Annotated in this window: 11 protein-coding genes; 6 read left to right on the forward strand and 5 right to left on the reverse strand. The window is 39.2% G+C overall.

Going from position 1 to position 15101, the window contains the following annotated elements; translation table 11 throughout:
• Positions 1-348: 348 nt before the first annotated feature.
• Together ACXACJ_RS21595 and ACXACJ_RS21600 are read right to left on the reverse strand one after the other, a co-directional pair.
• Complete coding sequence (locus ACXACJ_RS21595; RefSeq protein ID WP_475136512.1) at positions 349-624, reverse strand: hypothetical protein; 276 nt, start codon at positions 622-624, stop codon at positions 349-351.
• 34 nt (positions 625-658) lie between these two features.
• Positions 659-1303 carry an AlbA family DNA-binding domain-containing protein gene (locus ACXACJ_RS21600; RefSeq protein WP_475136513.1) on the reverse strand — a complete coding sequence of 215 codons (645 nt, stop codon included), beginning with the start codon at positions 1301-1303 and terminating at the stop codon, positions 659-661.
• Positions 1304-1474: 171 nt separating this feature from the next.
• Between ACXACJ_RS21600 and ACXACJ_RS21605 the strand changes: the two genes are divergently transcribed.
• Positions 1475-2116 carry a hypothetical protein gene (locus ACXACJ_RS21605; protein ID WP_475136514.1) on the forward strand — a complete coding sequence of 214 codons (642 nt, stop codon included), beginning with the start codon at positions 1475-1477 and terminating at the stop codon, positions 2114-2116.
• A 24-nt stretch (positions 2117-2140) separates the two neighbouring features.
• A complete protein-coding gene (locus ACXACJ_RS21610) occupies positions 2141-2884 on the forward strand; it encodes a TlpA family protein disulfide reductase (protein WP_475136515.1) in 744 nt (247 codons plus the stop codon).
• An 83-nt stretch (positions 2885-2967) separates the two neighbouring features.
• On the opposite strand, the gene bshA is transcribed toward ACXACJ_RS21610, so the two are convergent.
• Both bshA and ACXACJ_RS21620 read right to left on the reverse strand, forming a co-directional pair.
• A complete protein-coding gene (gene bshA, locus ACXACJ_RS21615; protein WP_475136516.1) occupies positions 2968-4104 on the reverse strand; it encodes an N-acetyl-alpha-D-glucosaminyl L-malate synthase BshA in 1137 nt (378 codons plus the stop codon).
• A gap of 38 nt (positions 4105-4142) precedes the next feature.
• The gene (locus ACXACJ_RS21620; protein ID WP_475136517.1) at positions 4143-7016 is read right to left on the reverse strand and encodes a glycoside hydrolase family 3 N-terminal domain-containing protein; all 2874 of its coding nucleotides are present in this window, start codon (positions 7014-7016) and stop codon (positions 4143-4145) included.
• A gap of 165 nt (positions 7017-7181) precedes the next feature.
• Here ACXACJ_RS21620 and ACXACJ_RS21625 point away from each other — a divergent pair, with 165 nt between their 5' ends.
• The 4 genes from ACXACJ_RS21625 to ACXACJ_RS21640 are packed head-to-tail and all read left to right on the forward strand — an operon-like array spanning position 7182 to position 11167.
• A complete protein-coding gene (locus ACXACJ_RS21625) occupies positions 7182-7535 on the forward strand; it encodes a hypothetical protein (protein ID WP_475136518.1) in 354 nt (117 codons plus the stop codon).
• 16 nt (positions 7536-7551) lie between these two features.
• Entirely contained in the window at positions 7552-9441 is a 1890-nt protein-coding gene (gene mutL / locus ACXACJ_RS21630; protein ID WP_475136519.1) for a DNA mismatch repair endonuclease MutL, read from the forward strand.
• A gap of 5 nt (positions 9442-9446) precedes the next feature.
• Entirely contained in the window at positions 9447-10259 is an 813-nt protein-coding gene (locus ACXACJ_RS21635; RefSeq protein WP_475136520.1) for a rhomboid family intramembrane serine protease, read from the forward strand.
• Between the two features lie 2 nt (positions 10260-10261).
• Positions 10262-11167 (forward strand): rhomboid family intramembrane serine protease, encoded by a 906-nt coding sequence (locus ACXACJ_RS21640; protein WP_475136521.1) that lies wholly within the window; start codon positions 10262-10264, stop codon positions 11165-11167.
• A gap of 378 nt (positions 11168-11545) precedes the next feature.
• Here ACXACJ_RS21640 and ACXACJ_RS21645 read toward each other — a convergent pair whose 3' ends face one another.
• A complete protein-coding gene (locus ACXACJ_RS21645; RefSeq protein ID WP_475136522.1) occupies positions 11546-15097 on the reverse strand; it encodes a carboxypeptidase-like regulatory domain-containing protein in 3552 nt (1183 codons plus the stop codon).
• Between the last annotated feature and the right edge of the window lie 4 nt (positions 15098-15101).

Below are 15101 nucleotides of genomic sequence, written 5' to 3' on the forward strand. Positions count from 1 at the left end.
GTTGATGAAAAATAGGAAGCTTTAAAACAAAAAAGTCCGTTCGCTAAGGGCAAACGGACTTTGAATATTTTGTGAGGCGAAATCTTATTTCATTTCACTTTTTGGTATGAATTTAAATTTTTGACCACCTACTGAAGCTTCGTACATTAAGCCGCCAATGGCCTGGGTAAATACGGCAACACCATCGGTATAACTGGCATCGGCCGAAACTCCTGACTTTAAAGCTACGGCCGAAGCTTGTGCCGCAAATTGATATTTGTTGTTTATAAAGCGGTTAAAGCTGTCGGCATCTTCAAAAAAGATTATTTCACTGTATTCTTGGCCACCAAACTGAAAACCTACGGTAATCTAAGTCATGTTTGAGCCGCCAATCATAGCACCTTGCTTATAAACCACACCTTTTCCAGCCGCACCGCCAATGCCAATTGCTCCTTTTCCAATGGATGGGAAAACAGCATAACCAAATGAATTATCGAAAAAGGCTTGTAAACCGCTGTCAGTACTTTTGAAAGTAGCTATCGTTTTAGATGCCTTTTTGGTGTCATATTTTTCTTTCTTTTGGCCAAATGCATTGGTAGTTATCATTACTCCCAAAATCATAAAAGCCGCTATCCATCTGCTCATTTTCATATTGCTTGTGTCTGTTCTATCTTAAATTTTACTTCCTAACGTAATGATCTTCATTTTCGTGAGGCACAATGTTTAATACATTGGCCAAAACCAAACGAATTAGGGTGCGCGAAGCTACAAACTTTCTAATGTTGGCTTCTTTGGCAAACTGCTTTAACGTGGTAAATCCGGAAGCGTCTAAGATTTCCATCAGTTTTTGCTCCTTATCGCCAAATGTAAACTGAATGTCTTTGGCTTTAGTTCTTCTGCGCATGATTTCGCGCATTTCGCGACTTGCCTGCAAACTTTGGTCTTTATAACGAACGTAAGCTTTTCTTTCTTGGGTTGAAGATGTGCTTTTTATAAAGTGTGGAGGTTTTTGGCTTTTGGGTATTTCAAAAACGGCAATGGCTTTTTTCTCATTGATTTTCACAATGTGTTTGTCGTAACTGAGTGTTGGCCGAATCAATTTTTCTATGGCCTCTTCCATAGCAAATATTTCTCCGTCAATATCTCTTGTTCCAGAAACAGTACCGTCATCATCTACCCCGATCAATAAAACGCCACCATCGGTATTGGCAAAAGCCACTAATTCTTTGACTATCTTTTCAGGGAAATTGGCCTTCTTTTTAAACTCAAGATGAAGGTTCTCTCCTTCCTTTGTCAATCGGCCTAATTCTTTAAGTGTCCACATTTCTTCAATCCGAAATAATTAACCCTTTTGTTTTCAGTTGGTTATAAATTGGTTAGATTAAGTTTTGGTCATTTTTAACTAATCTAATCTTTTATGCAAACCCGAAAATTACTACCAATTTTTTTGTGTCTGCTCATTTTTTCTTGTCAACCTAAGCAAGAAAAATCGGTATTGTTTACCCTTCAAGTAGATGAACCCGATTTAGAGCAAGAATATTCCCTAATGATTTCTTCTTCTACCGCAAAGCAACTTTATGGAGAACCAGAATACACCTTCACTTTAGGTGAAGATGGAACATACCAGACTACTTTGAACATAGAACAACCTGTGATGGCTTTGGTTAGAGGAGATTTTTATAAGTCGATTTATCTAGAACCTGGAAAGCCTTTAATGCTAAAAGCAAATAAACAAGAAGATAAAAAGGTTGATTTTGAATACGAAGGAGAGGGAGCCGAATATTTAAAAGTGCTAGATAGCCTTTCTGGATTTGATCGTCAGTTCGCAGAGAAGCATTCGGAATTAAAATACAGGCAGTATTCATTGGATTGGGATGAATTTAAAAAGCAAAGCGATGAATTGAGCGAGGCAAAAAACAGTTATATCCAAAGTAAGTCAGATCTGCTTTCCGAAGATTTTAAATACATTATGAAAGCCCAGTTTTTTGCTGAAAATGCCAGTGGCCTTCGAACTTATGGAAGTTATTACAACGCTTACCAGAAAAAAGAAGGTGAAGAAGATTTTGAAGCGCCAGGCCTTTCAGATGTTTATCAGCAAGCTTTTCAGTTTGATGATAGAGCATTGACTTCGAGTTGATTTGGGAGTTTTGTGACTTCTTATGTGAATACAGAAGGGGTAAAGTCTCTGGGCGATTTTGGTGATACACCTTGGTATTCTACTCCAGGTGTGTATCAAAAGCTTTACGATTTTACTGTTGATAGCAAAGAGATTCCGGAGAACTATAAATCATACATGCTTGGGGATTTCGTGAGCATGCTAATCATGTCTGTAGGCATTGACGAGGCTTGGGATTTTAAAGATGAGTATTTGGCTGATTATCCTGATTCGAAATATGCGAAAATCATTGAAACCTCATACGCCAAGTTTGAACCCATAAGAAGCGGAAAAGTAGCGCCAGATTTTGAATATGAGTCAATTGATGGGGAAATGGTTTCTTTAAGCAGTTTGAAAGGGAATGTGGTTTATGTAGATGTTTGGGCTACTTGGTGTGGGCCGTGTATCAGCGAATTTCCAAGTTATAAAGAATTGAAAAAGCGTTTGGCTCATGCTGAAGATGTAAAATGGCTTTATGTATCGGTAGATGATGCTGATGATAAAGAAAAGTGGGTTAAATTTTTAGAGAAGAATGAATTAGACGGCATTCAGCTTTTTGGTGGAAATGGATGGGATACCTCCATAACTGAAAAGTACCAGATCAAAGGAATTCCTAGATATTTGCTTATAGACAAAGAAGGTAAAATTTATAGCTCTAATGCTCCGCGACCTTCTTCTGGCGATGTGATTTATAATGAAATTCAAAAGCTCAGAGGCGTCTCTCTAGAAAATGCTACCTCTATGAGGTAATTTTCAGCTTGGACAAAAAATTAAAAGCTTGCCTGAATGAAGATTCGCGGCAAGCTTTTTTTATTTCTATTTGGTTAAGAAGCTTAAGATGTAGCCAGTACCTCGTTAATCACTTTGGCGTAGAAATCTTCGTAATGCGGTAAAATATTAGTGATGTCGAATTGCTGAGCTCTTTTCAGTGCATTGGCTTTGAATGTACTTAAATGATCTTCACTCAAAATGTGAAGCGCATTTTTGGTCATATCTTTAATGTCTCCAATTTTCGAAACAAAGCCTGTTTCTCCATTAATATTCAGTTCGGGAATACCGCCCGCATTAGAAGTAATCAATGGAACTTCGCAGGCCATAGCCTCCAAAGCCGCTAAACCAAAGCTTTCCTTTTCCGAAGGCATAATGAACAAATCGGCTACAGAAAGCACTTCTTCTACCGCCTCTAATTTGCCTAGAAAGCGAACGTCTTCATAAATACCCAACTCACGACAAAGGGTTTCAATGTGGCCTCTTTCTGGTCCATCGCCTACTAAAAGAAGCTTAGCAGGAATGGTCTCCTGAATTTTATGGAAAACCTTCACCACATCATCAATACGTTTCACCTTTCTAAAGTTAGAAGTGTGAACCACTAACTTTTCTCCGTTCGGACAAATAGCGGTTTTGAAATGATCTTTGCGTTGTTTCTTGAATTTTTCAAGATCTATAAAGTTGGGAATCACCTCAATTTCCCGAGTAATATTGAAATGCTTGTAGGTGTCTTGTTTCAAATCTTCCGAAACAGAGGTCACTCCATCCGATTGATTGATGCTATAAGTAACCACAGGTTCGTAGGACGGATCTTTGCCTACCAAAGTAATGTCAGTTCCGTGAAGCGTGGTAATCACGGGAATTTCAATTCCTTGGGTTTTTAAGATTTGCTTTGCCAAAACTGCCGCAGAAGCGTGTGGTATAGCGTAGTGTACATGAAGCATGTCTAGCTTTTCATACTTTACCACGTCTACCATTTTACTGGCCAAAGCCAATTCGTAAGGAGGGAATTTGAAAAGCGGATATGATCGAATATTTACTTCGTGATAGAAGAGATTTTCGTTAAAGAAATCTAACCTAGTAGGTTGGGAATAGGTGATAAAATGAATTTTGTGGCCTTTTTTGGCCAATCCAATACCCAATTCGGTAGCTACCACCCCTGATCCGCCAAAGGTCGGATAACAAACAATACCAATTTTCATTAATTCTTCGTGCTTATCGCTGACCAGTTAGTAACTGGCTATTGCTGGTTAAAGTTCCAGATAGATTCGTAGATCACATCCTGAATTTTGGTACGGATGTCCCAGTTCATGAGTTTTGTGTTTTCTGCATCTGGGTAAACTCTATTCGCCAAAAATATGTAAACCAAATCTTGTTCGGGGTCGGCCCAAATGCCTGTGCCTGTAAACCCAGAGTGGCCAAAAGTGGCTGCGGAAGCATAGCGCGAAGTTGGTCCAGCATCTTTTCCAACAATGGGTTTATCCCAGCCCATACCTCTACGATTGTCTTCTGTTTGTTGAGCTGTAAAGGCAGGAATTGTGTTTACACTGTAATATTGCTGACCTCCATACTGCCCTCTTTGTAAATGCATTTGCATGAGAATGGCCAAATCAAGCGCATTTGAAAAAAGCCCGGCATGGCCTGCAACGCCTCCCATCATGGCAGCACCTTGGTCGTGTACGGTTCCTCTCAAAAGTGTTTTTCGGAATAAGAAATCGTCTTCGGTTGGTGCTATTTCAGCATAAAAGCCACGCTCAGTAGGTAAGTAACCCAAGGTTTGCAAACCCAAAGGTTGATATAGCTGCTTCTGTAAAAATTCATTGATGGGCTGATTCAAAACTTTTTCCGCAAGCTTTAAAAAGAAATAATAGCCCATGTCGGAATATAGATAATCGTATTTGCTTTCTCCACGAGGCATTTTTCTTAAGTCGGCATCAATTACCCAATGCCAAAGCGAATCCGTTAGTGCTTGACTTCCAAAAATATGCTCGGCTACTTTCGCTTTGTAGCCCGTTCCTGGGGTTTCTCTGTAATATTGCTCTTTTAGCTGGCCGTTGTCTATGGTTCGTTTCCAAAAAGGAATGTAAGGAAGCAAACCTGCTTGGTGAAGAAGAACATCTCGGATGACAAGATTTTCTTTATTGGTGCCTTTTACTTCGGGCAAATATTCGCCTAGGGTTTTGTTCATGTCCAAAAGCCCGTTGTCGTTTAGGTACATCAGCACTTGCACGCTGGCCGCTACTTTGGTTACAGAGGCCAAATCATAAATGGTTTGGTCGGTGATAGCATCTAAGCTATCGTAGGTTTGGAAACCATAGTTTTTTCTGAAAACCACTTTACCCTTTCTGGCCACAATGATTTGACCGCCAGGTGTTGCTTTTCCTTTGATGGCTTTGTCCATCCAAGCGTCAATGCCTTTAAGTGTGGCTCCGTCCATACCCACTTCTTCTGGCAACCCAAAGCTCAACCTTGAAGCGGTAAGGGTTTTTACTCCAGAACCTTTTTTGAAAGAACCAGCCGTTACGGGTAATTCTCCTTCTGCCCGAAGGGCACCAAAAATTATTTGTGGCGCAATATCTCTTGTTATTTCGTTGTCTTCGTAAGTGCAAAGTATGTTTTTAACACCCTCGAAATATTGAAGGCCATAGGCATTGCCAAGTGCGACAACGATGACTTTTGTTTGGGCTTGAAGCTTTTTAATCAGTTCAATATGGCTTGAGTTGATGCCATGTTGGTTTCGTGGAGAATTGGTAATGCCGCCATAACCGACTACAATAACATCATATTTGGACGCTAATGAATCAATAGTGCTTTCTTCTGTTTTGCCAAAAGTGAAATGGTCGAAGTGGGCGTAGTTGTCCAATTCACTCTGAAATACATTGCCTTCTGCATCGCCAAAAAACAATGAAGCGAATTTAGTGCTGTCCACATCAATGATTGGCAAGAGCTGATCGGTGTTGTCTACAACTGTAATTGCTTTTTGGTACAGAATGCGATTGAGCATTTTCGAATAGCTGTTGTTGATTCTTTCCGTGAGGTTATTGGTAATAATGGTTTGGTCTTCATTTAAACCCATCCAGTATTTTGCAAGCAAAATGTTTTTTACGCGAGCGTCTAGCGATGCTTGGGAAAGGTCTCCTTTCTTAATCGCTTTCTGAACCTGAATTATGGCTTTAGAGACATCTAGTGGAAAAAGGATCACATCATTACCTGCCATAAGCGCTTTTACATCCGCTTCGCCTGGCTCGTAATATTTTGCTACGCCTTGCATGTTCATGGCATCCGTAAATGCAAGTCCGTCAAAGCCTAATTCTTTTTTCAGAAGATCAGTTACTACTTTATTGGAAAGCGTTGTGGGGGTTTTTGGACGAGCATCATAGGCAGGAATCTGTAAGTGAGCCACCATTACGCTCATTAAGCTATCCTTCATCAATTGCTTGAAAGGGTAAAGCTCAATTTCGCTCATGCGAGCTTTGTCATGATTGATTACGGGTAAATCTGCATGCGAATCCACATCCGTATCGCCATGGCCGGGAAAATGTTTGGCATTGGCCATAATGCCATTATCCTGAAGGCCCTTCATGTAAGCAATGCCTTTTTCAGCCACGTTATATTTGTCTTCCCCAAAAGAACGATAGCCAATTACAGGATTGTTTGGGTTCACATTTACATCAACTACTGGGGCGAAGTTGATATGCATTTTCAGTTGTTTAAACTGATTGGCGACTTCTTTGCCCATTTCGTAAACCCATTTTTTATCTTGAATAGCACCCAAAGTCATTTGTTTAGGGAAATCCAAAACGCTATCGAGACGCATGCCCACGCCCCATTCAGCATCCATAGCAATGGCAAGAGGTACTTTCGCTTCTGCTTGGTAGCGATTGTTCAATTCAGCTTGCCGAACTGGGCCTCCTTGAAAGAAGATTAAACCGCCAATATTATAATCCTTAATCAGTTTATCGATTTCGGCATAATGGCTTTCATCTCGATTGGAATATGCAGCAACCATAAACAGTTGGCCAAGCCGCTGTTCTGGCGTTAGCGCATTAAAAACACTGTCGGCCCAAGCTTGCTGTTTGAGTGTATCGCGTTTAGCATAAATTTTTTGGGCCATCAAACTTTGAGTGGCCAGAAATATCAGGAGAAAGGTGCAAGCAACTTTGTTCAGCATTATGCCGTAATTTTTAGTTATAGCAAATAAAGTATAAATTTGTTCATGGGCGGTTCGTTAAGGTAATGATTTGCATATGAACAACGCCAAAATAGCATAAACAATATCATGAAGCTACCGAGTCTTATCAGAAAACCCAATTATCAGCGATTTGATATCAAACCTAGGTACTACGATCCTGTTAAAGAGGACATAGAAAACCGTACCAGTAGGATCAAAGCTGAAATGGGAATGGCCGAAGCTGATCTTGACGCTGGCTATCGATCTCAAATTCAGGGTTCTTTCAGAAAGAACATGAAACACGCTAAAGGTGGTGGGGTAGATCAAACAAGCATGCTAAGGCTCATCATTTTTGTGGTTTTGGTATTGGTAGCTGGAGGGTTTGTGTACATAGGCACAGAGATTTTCTATCTCGGCCTTCTTTATATTCCTTTTCTTCTTTGGAAGAAAATGCGAAAGTAGCGTCCTTCGTGTTTTCATGCCCGATTTAATACGATTACTTCCTGATAACATCGCCAATCAGATTGCTGCTGGTGAAGTTGTGCAGAGGCCTGCCTCTATTGTAAAAGAGCTGCTGGAAAATTCCATTGATGCAAAGGCTACCCAAATTAAATTGATTATTAAAGATGCTGGTAAGGCATTGGTGCAGGTAGTTGACAACGGTATTGGAATGTCTGAAACGGACATCCGTATGTGTTTCGAGCGCCATGCAACCTCTAAAATCAGGGAAACAGAAGACCTTTTTAATATTCGCACCATGGGCTTTCGTGGTGAAGCGATGGCGTCTATTGCTGCGGTTGGGCAAGTAGAGGCTAAAACCCGAAGGGCTGAAGATGAGTTGGGTGTTTTGCTTCATATAGAGGCTTCCGAAGTAAAAAAGCAAGAACCAGTTTCTACCCCAGTGGGCACATCGATTTGCGTGAAAAACGTGTTTTTTAATGTGCCAGCAAGGCGAAATTTCCTGAAGTCAAATTCCGTAGAAACCCGCCATATCGTAGATGAATTTCAAAGAGTGGCTTTGGCAAATCCTGAAGTGGAAATGTCGATGTACCACAACGATCTTGAAATGTACCACTTAACCGCGGGTAAACTTAGCCACCGTATCGTTGGGCTTTTTGGCAAGAAGTATCAGTCGCAAATGGCTTCTTGTTTAGAAGAAACAGAATGGGTGAAGGTGTATGGTTATGTGGGTAAACCAGAGTTTGCCAAGAAGTCGAGAGGAGAACAGTTTTTCTTTGTAAATAATCGCTTCATCAAAAGTACTTACCTGAATCATGCAGTAATGACTGCTTTTGAAGGTTTGATTTCAGATGGAAGTTTTCCCTTCTACACTTTGTTTTTGGAGTTAGATCCCAAGCATATCGATATCAATGTTCATCCGACTAAAACAGAAATTAAGTTTGACGATGAACGCACCGTTTACGCTATTGTAAGGGCTGCGGTAAAGCAAGCTTTAGGAACGCATAACATTACTCCGGCCATTGATTTTGGTTCCGATGTGAATTTTGCTTCGTTCAACCCCCAAGCTCAGGTTGAAAAACCGTCTCATCAAGCACCAAATCTTTCTTCCGATAGGGCTTATGGCCAGTTCAAAAATTTAGATCGAAAGAGAGAATCTACTTCGCATTGGGAGAAGTTGTATGAAGGTTTGCAAAGGGATATTGAAAAGGAGGAGCGAAGTAATGCTCAAATGGAAATTCATCCTGAGGCACCTGAAGCGCCAATGGTTCAAAGTGCTAGCACCGTCACCTTGAGTAGTGCGGCTAATTTAGCTGCGCCCAAAACAAAACCTGAAAACCTCTCTCCTTCTTCTCAGTATTTTCAGATTCATAAAAAATATATTGCTACCCATGTAAAGTCGGGTTTGTTATTGGTGGCTCAGCAAGAGGCCCACGAGCGTATTTTGTATGAGCGCTTCTATCAAATGATCAAAAATAGGTCGGGTGCTTCGCAACAAAGTTTGTTTCCGCAGAGTTTGGAACTCAACCCATCAGACTTTGCTCTCGTTATGGGTATGAAGGAAGAAATTAACGCCATTGGCTTTGAATTTTCTGAGTTTGGAAAAAATACCATTGCCATTAACGGAGTGCCAGCAGATTTAAAAGCGGCCAACGAAAAGCAGTTATTCGAAGGGTTTGTAGAGCAGTTTAAACAGAATCAGTCAGAGTTAGGGATAGATGCAGATGAGAACATTGCACGTTCCATAGCCAGAAGATCTTCTTTGAAAATGGGAACAACGCTCTCGCCAGAAGAAATGTCTTCGCTGATCGATCAGCTTTTTGCTTGCAAAAATCCGAACTATGCTCCGAATGGCAGAAAAACAACTTTCATTATTGAATTGGAAAAAATAGACCAGTTTTTTAACTAACACCTATGTTTGGAAGATTAACTCCCCTCGTAAAGAACTTACTCTATATCAATATCGGCATTTGGCTAGTCATGGCCTTAATGAAAATTGACTTGGCAAGTAGGTTTGGCCTTTACTTTATTGAATCAGATCATTTTAACCCTGTGCAGTTTATTACTTACATGTTTCTACACTCTGTGAGAGACGCGAGAGGTGATATTGAGTTTATGCACATTTTCGGAAACATGTTTGCTCTGTTCATATTTGGGCCGTTGTTAGAGCAATTTCTTGGGCAGAAGAAGTTTTTCATTCTCTATATGGTTACAGGAATTGGAGCTGGGCTTTTCTATACTGGCGTAAACTATATTGAAGTTTCAAAGATTAAACATGATGTGGAGGTTTATTTAGATAACCCAACATCTGATCAATTCAACCTCCTTATTGCTAAGCATAATATTTATAACGACAATATTTACACTTTTATAGATCAATACTCGCGAAACGAAAACAGCCCAGAACTGAAGCAAAAAGCAGAAGGTTTTGCAAGAGGCTTGTATTCCTTTTTCGGGAATTATCCTATGGTGGGGGCATCAGGGGCGGTTTTTGGTGTTTTGGCCGCGTTTGCTCTTCTATTCCCAAATACAGAACTTTTTTTACTGTTTATACCTTTTCCCATCAAGGCTAAATATTTGGTTACGGTTTACATTCTTTACGAAGTATTCTCGGAACTGAAGAGGGCACCTGGTGACAATGTCGCGCATTTGGCGCACATAGGCGGGGCCTTAATCGCCTTCTTTTTGGTTACTTATTGGAAACGGGGTAGAAAGGATTTCTATTAACAATGAATAGTATTTTAGACGATTTTAAATTCGCGTTTAAAACGGGGAATATTCTAAACCAGCTTATCGTCATCAATGTGGTGATGTTTGTGGTTTTGGGTGTGCTTGGCGTGTTTTTTACCATTGCGGGCTATGGTGGTTTATTTGAAGAGATCAGCCGTTATGTGTCGCTTCCCGCAGATTTAGACCGACTTGTTTTTCAGCCATGGAGCTTGATAAGCTACTTCTTCTACCATCAAGGTATTATGCATATTCTTTTCAATATGCTGTTTCTGTATTGGTTTGGTAGAATCATTGCTGAGTTTTTAGGGCAGAATAAAGTGCTTGGCCTATATGTTTGGGGCGGAATTTTGGGAGGCCTTTTCTATATTATGATTTATAATTTTGTGCCTTATTATCAGCCGGCAGTACCTTATTCGTATTTATTAGGAGCTTCCGGTGGTGTAATTGCCATTGTGGTAGGTGCGGCAGCTTTTATGCCCAATTACGCTATTCATTTGCTCTTTTTGGGGCCGGTAAAGCTTAAGTATATTGCTGGGTTTTACGTGGTAACATCGTTGTTACAATCTACAGGTTCGAATGCCGGAGGAGAAATTGCCCATTTGGGAGGCGCCTTAGCTGGCTACTTGTTCATTGTTCAGCTGAAAAAAGGGAACGATTGGAGCAGGGTTATTGCAAGGTTTATCGGTTGGGTAAAAGGAATATTTAAGCCAAGACCCAAAATTAAGGTCAGCTACAGAAAGGCCAGTAAAGCTTCAAAAAGTTCGGCAAAGTCAGCGAAAACTTCTTCAAAATCAAATGCTTCACAATCTGAGATAGACGCTATTCTGGATAAAATTTCAGATAAAGGCTACGATGCTCTTTCCAAAGAAGAGAAACAAAAGCTTTTTAACGCGAGTAAGGACTAGTTACGGTTTCATTTTGAAGTGAGTCTCAATACTTGTGGTTTCCATCTGGTTTTGAAATGGCTCACTTTAAATGATATTTAAGCTCGATACCCAACTCTTTTTTCTTAGAGTTAATAACACCTTTACTTCTTGAGCCATCCAACAAAAGCGAGTTACATTGAGAATCTGATAGCAGGGGGATGGAGCCTTTGCTTTTTAAGCCTGTCTGATTTAACTCTTATTTGCCAATTGGCCGCAAGCTGCATCAATATCTTTTCCGCGACTTCTTCAAAAAATTAGCAATTACGCCCCTTCATTGAGAATGCTCTAGTAAATTTCTAAATCATAATACAATGAGTTCTATTGTGGTTGATTTCGTCCCTTGTATATGATTGCAATTTATTGTTCTTGTTTGTTTGTGACAGTATATTCTATGGTTCCAACGACAGGTTTTCCTCCCGATGTTAAGCCTTCTACGATTACTTGAATCGTGTCTAGATCATCAGAATTGAAATAGGAAACGATAGCTTCACCAGATTTATTAGTTACAATATTAGGTTCCCAGTGTAGAGAAATTCTATGGTCGGGCATTGGAGAATTCTGATTGAACTCATATTTAGGCGCGTAGAACTCTTGGGAGACGTGATATGCGGTTGGCAGAGAAAAAGGAAATACTCCATTTTCTGTTTTGGAGAATGCTCGATATCCTGTTTTTGTAAAGAATAACATAGCTCCTTGAGAAGCATTGGAGCCAAATATGGCAGCGTCAGGTCCTTTGAAAACCTCAATACGTTCAAACATCTCCATGGGTAGGTTTAAAAGAGCATCTAAGTCTACCTGTACGTTGTCTAAAAAGAAAAGGGGTTGATCTTCACTTGGTATTACGTCTATAACTGAGCCAATTGGGCCATCCCCATTTGTTAAAAATGTAGGAGGGGTGCTTGTTTGTTTTCTGATTTGAATAAGTACAGCGTTTCCTTTTCCAAAGTTTGAGTGTGAAATATTTACGCCAGGTAATCTACCTTGCAATGATTGAAAAATATTGCTTTTATTTTGGTTCTTGACTAGTTCTGTAAGATCAAAGGTAAAGGAAGGCTGTCCATATAGAGATTTCTTTTGGGTAATTTCAGACATAGCTTCAACAGAGACTGATTCCAATATTCTTACTGAATCTCCAAAATACATTTGACTTAAGAAATCTTGATTTGCGTTTGGTATAGATGGAGTGCTTGTCTCCAGTTTTTCTAATTCTCTTTCTTTAAAGAAGATTTCTTGAAAACCTGGATTTATATTGGGTAAATTCAGTGTGCTGTCTATATTAATTTGTATCTCTTTGTTACTTCTTGAATCCGCACCTCTTATCATGAAAAACATGTCTTTATAAGGCATGGCATTCTCTATTGTAAAGTTGCCGTTTCTGTCGGTTTCTGTAACTATGGTTTCTGGGTTTTTGCTTTCATTATTTATATAGGTGACAGTACCCCTTTTTACGGGCTTTTCATTTGATTTATATACCATGTTACCATGTATGTCCATCCTTTTGGCATAATTTATTTCCGTTTTATCTGGTGAAAACTCTTCTATCTGTTCCCAAGTGAATCGGCTCCATCCATTGGTCATCATAACTAAATCAAGCTGATGTTTTTTGAGCTGACTAACATTTTCAAAATAATATGCTGGATGGTGAACGTAACCTTTTATGTCAGAATTGAGCAGGAGGTTAGAAACAATGTTATCATTGATGGATTTATTGTAGATCCTGTCTTTATTTAATGCGGTTAAGGAAAAGTTTCCTTCAAGCGGAGTTCCGTTTTTGTCCTTTAAAAGTATTTTTAGACTGGTTTTTTCTCTTGTTTGGTAGGAGGCTTGATCGGGTTCAATTTTCAACTCAAGACCTTCCATTGGATAGATGAAAAATAACCTTTGAGCAATAGGAGTGCCTTTTTTATTAAACAAGGTTATTTGATTAATTCCAGGCATAAATGTTGATTTTGGTATGGAAAGGCTATCGGCTCCATTTTTGAAATTCAATGAATTAGTATATGTTAGCCACCCTCTCGACTGACAAATGATAAACATATCAGAGTCTTGAGTATTACTCTTAAATCTCACAAGAACCTCATTGTCGGAACTATTGGTGTCCACATGGAAGATAGTTCCTTTTGTTTCAACCTTTGGAAAGGTATACGATTTTACATTTCCATTTTGGTCTATTGTTTGGGCATTGTATAAATCTCCTGATTTGGGAGAAAACTGGAAAACCCCCATGCCATTATGTTCGGATTTGAAATAAGCAACGTCTGTTCCATTCTGATTGACTATTTTTCCTTTTATAGAAACAGGCATTCCATTTTGGTCAATAGCTTTGAAAGCAACATTGGTAATTAGTCCATTTATCAAATGCCCACTTTCTGGGAAAAATTGTAAGTCTAAATCTTTTGAAGATTCTATTGGGAGTTTTTTTATTGGAGGGTCAATAATGATGGTCTTCTTAAAGAAGAAATCAGTAGACATGGATTCCATAGCTGTAGTATAAGCTCTGAGCGTATATTTGCCCCCAGCTAGATCTTTGCCTAAATTGAAGCTCCCCTCTGCTATTCCATTGTTAGAGCTAAGTAAGATGCTTTCGGTAATTTCGTTTTGTGGGTTAATCAAATCAACTCTGATGTTGTGACTTAAAGGTGAGGGTTGATGTAATGGTCCAGCCACAACATAAGCTTTGAACCATAAAGTCTCTTTTGGGTAGAATTCGGATCTATTTGTGTGAATGTATATTTTCTCTACTGGATGGCTTTGAGTGAAGTTGGATAGTTGTGAAAGTAGTTTTCTTCTTTCCTTACTGTCGTCAATTTTTATTGAATCATTACTCTCATAATCAACAGGCAATAAATGATAAGTGCCTTCTCCGGCCCATTCACCAAATGTTTTTATGGCAGAAGGGTTTAAGATTACTCCATTCTTATAAACAAAGATGTAATCTTCATTCATCTTTAATTGGGAGAATTGTGTTCCCCCAGAACTGGAAAACTCATTTTTGTAATTAACTACTAGTGTTCCTCCAAAATTGATTTTCATAAGATTGTTGAACTTTGTTTCTTCAATAGAAAAAGTAACAGGTAGGTTATTAGGGTCTAATTTGACGAGTCCATTGTTTTGAGAATCATAGTAGTCGGCCACATCGATATTTTCTTCTGCTTCAGGGTCAATTGTGCTTAGGAAGGCTTCAAAACCTTCTTCTTCAAGATTTTTATCTAGTAGAGAAAGAAAAAAGTGTCTTATTGAGCCGTTGTATGCCCGTTGTCTATTTTCTAGCCAAAAGAGTTTCTGTGAAGGAGTAAAAGCTTTTTGTTCTGAAAATTTTGGATACCCTAATACAAGGTTTGTTTTATTACTTAGTATAAACTCTTTGATGTAATATTCTAAATTGTAGCCCAGATGGTCATTTTCTATTCTAAGGGTATAGGGTTTGTTTGATGCGAGGAAGCCATTTTCTTGCTTTTCTAATATTATATCTTCTTCATTGAGAATTGCGATCTGAGACTCATTGTATCCTTTGCCAAAAAAGAAATCCTTAAATTCTTTGATGGTTTTTCGTCTTAGAGTTTTGTCTTGTTCGGAAACTACAACTACAGAAGCTAAAGAGATAGGGTTCTCTATAAGGCCCGCTTTTATTGTTATTTCCTTGCCTTCTGCTTCAATTACCTGAACGTGCGTTTTGTAATTAACATGCGAAAATACTAGCTCGTATATTCCGTTTTCTAGGTTTTTAATTTCAAATTTTCCGTTCGAGTTGGTGAATTGTCCTTTGGAACTACCTGATATATAAACATTGCAGTTCTCTATGGGCTCATTGTTTGCCCCATCTACAACCGTCCCTGAAATTCTAGTTTGTCCGTAAGCAATTGTCGTTGATAAAGCGATTAAGAAGGATATAAAAATTGAATTTCTCATGGTC

This window comes from Roseivirga sp. AWQ4_251 (genome assembly GCF_056158225.1).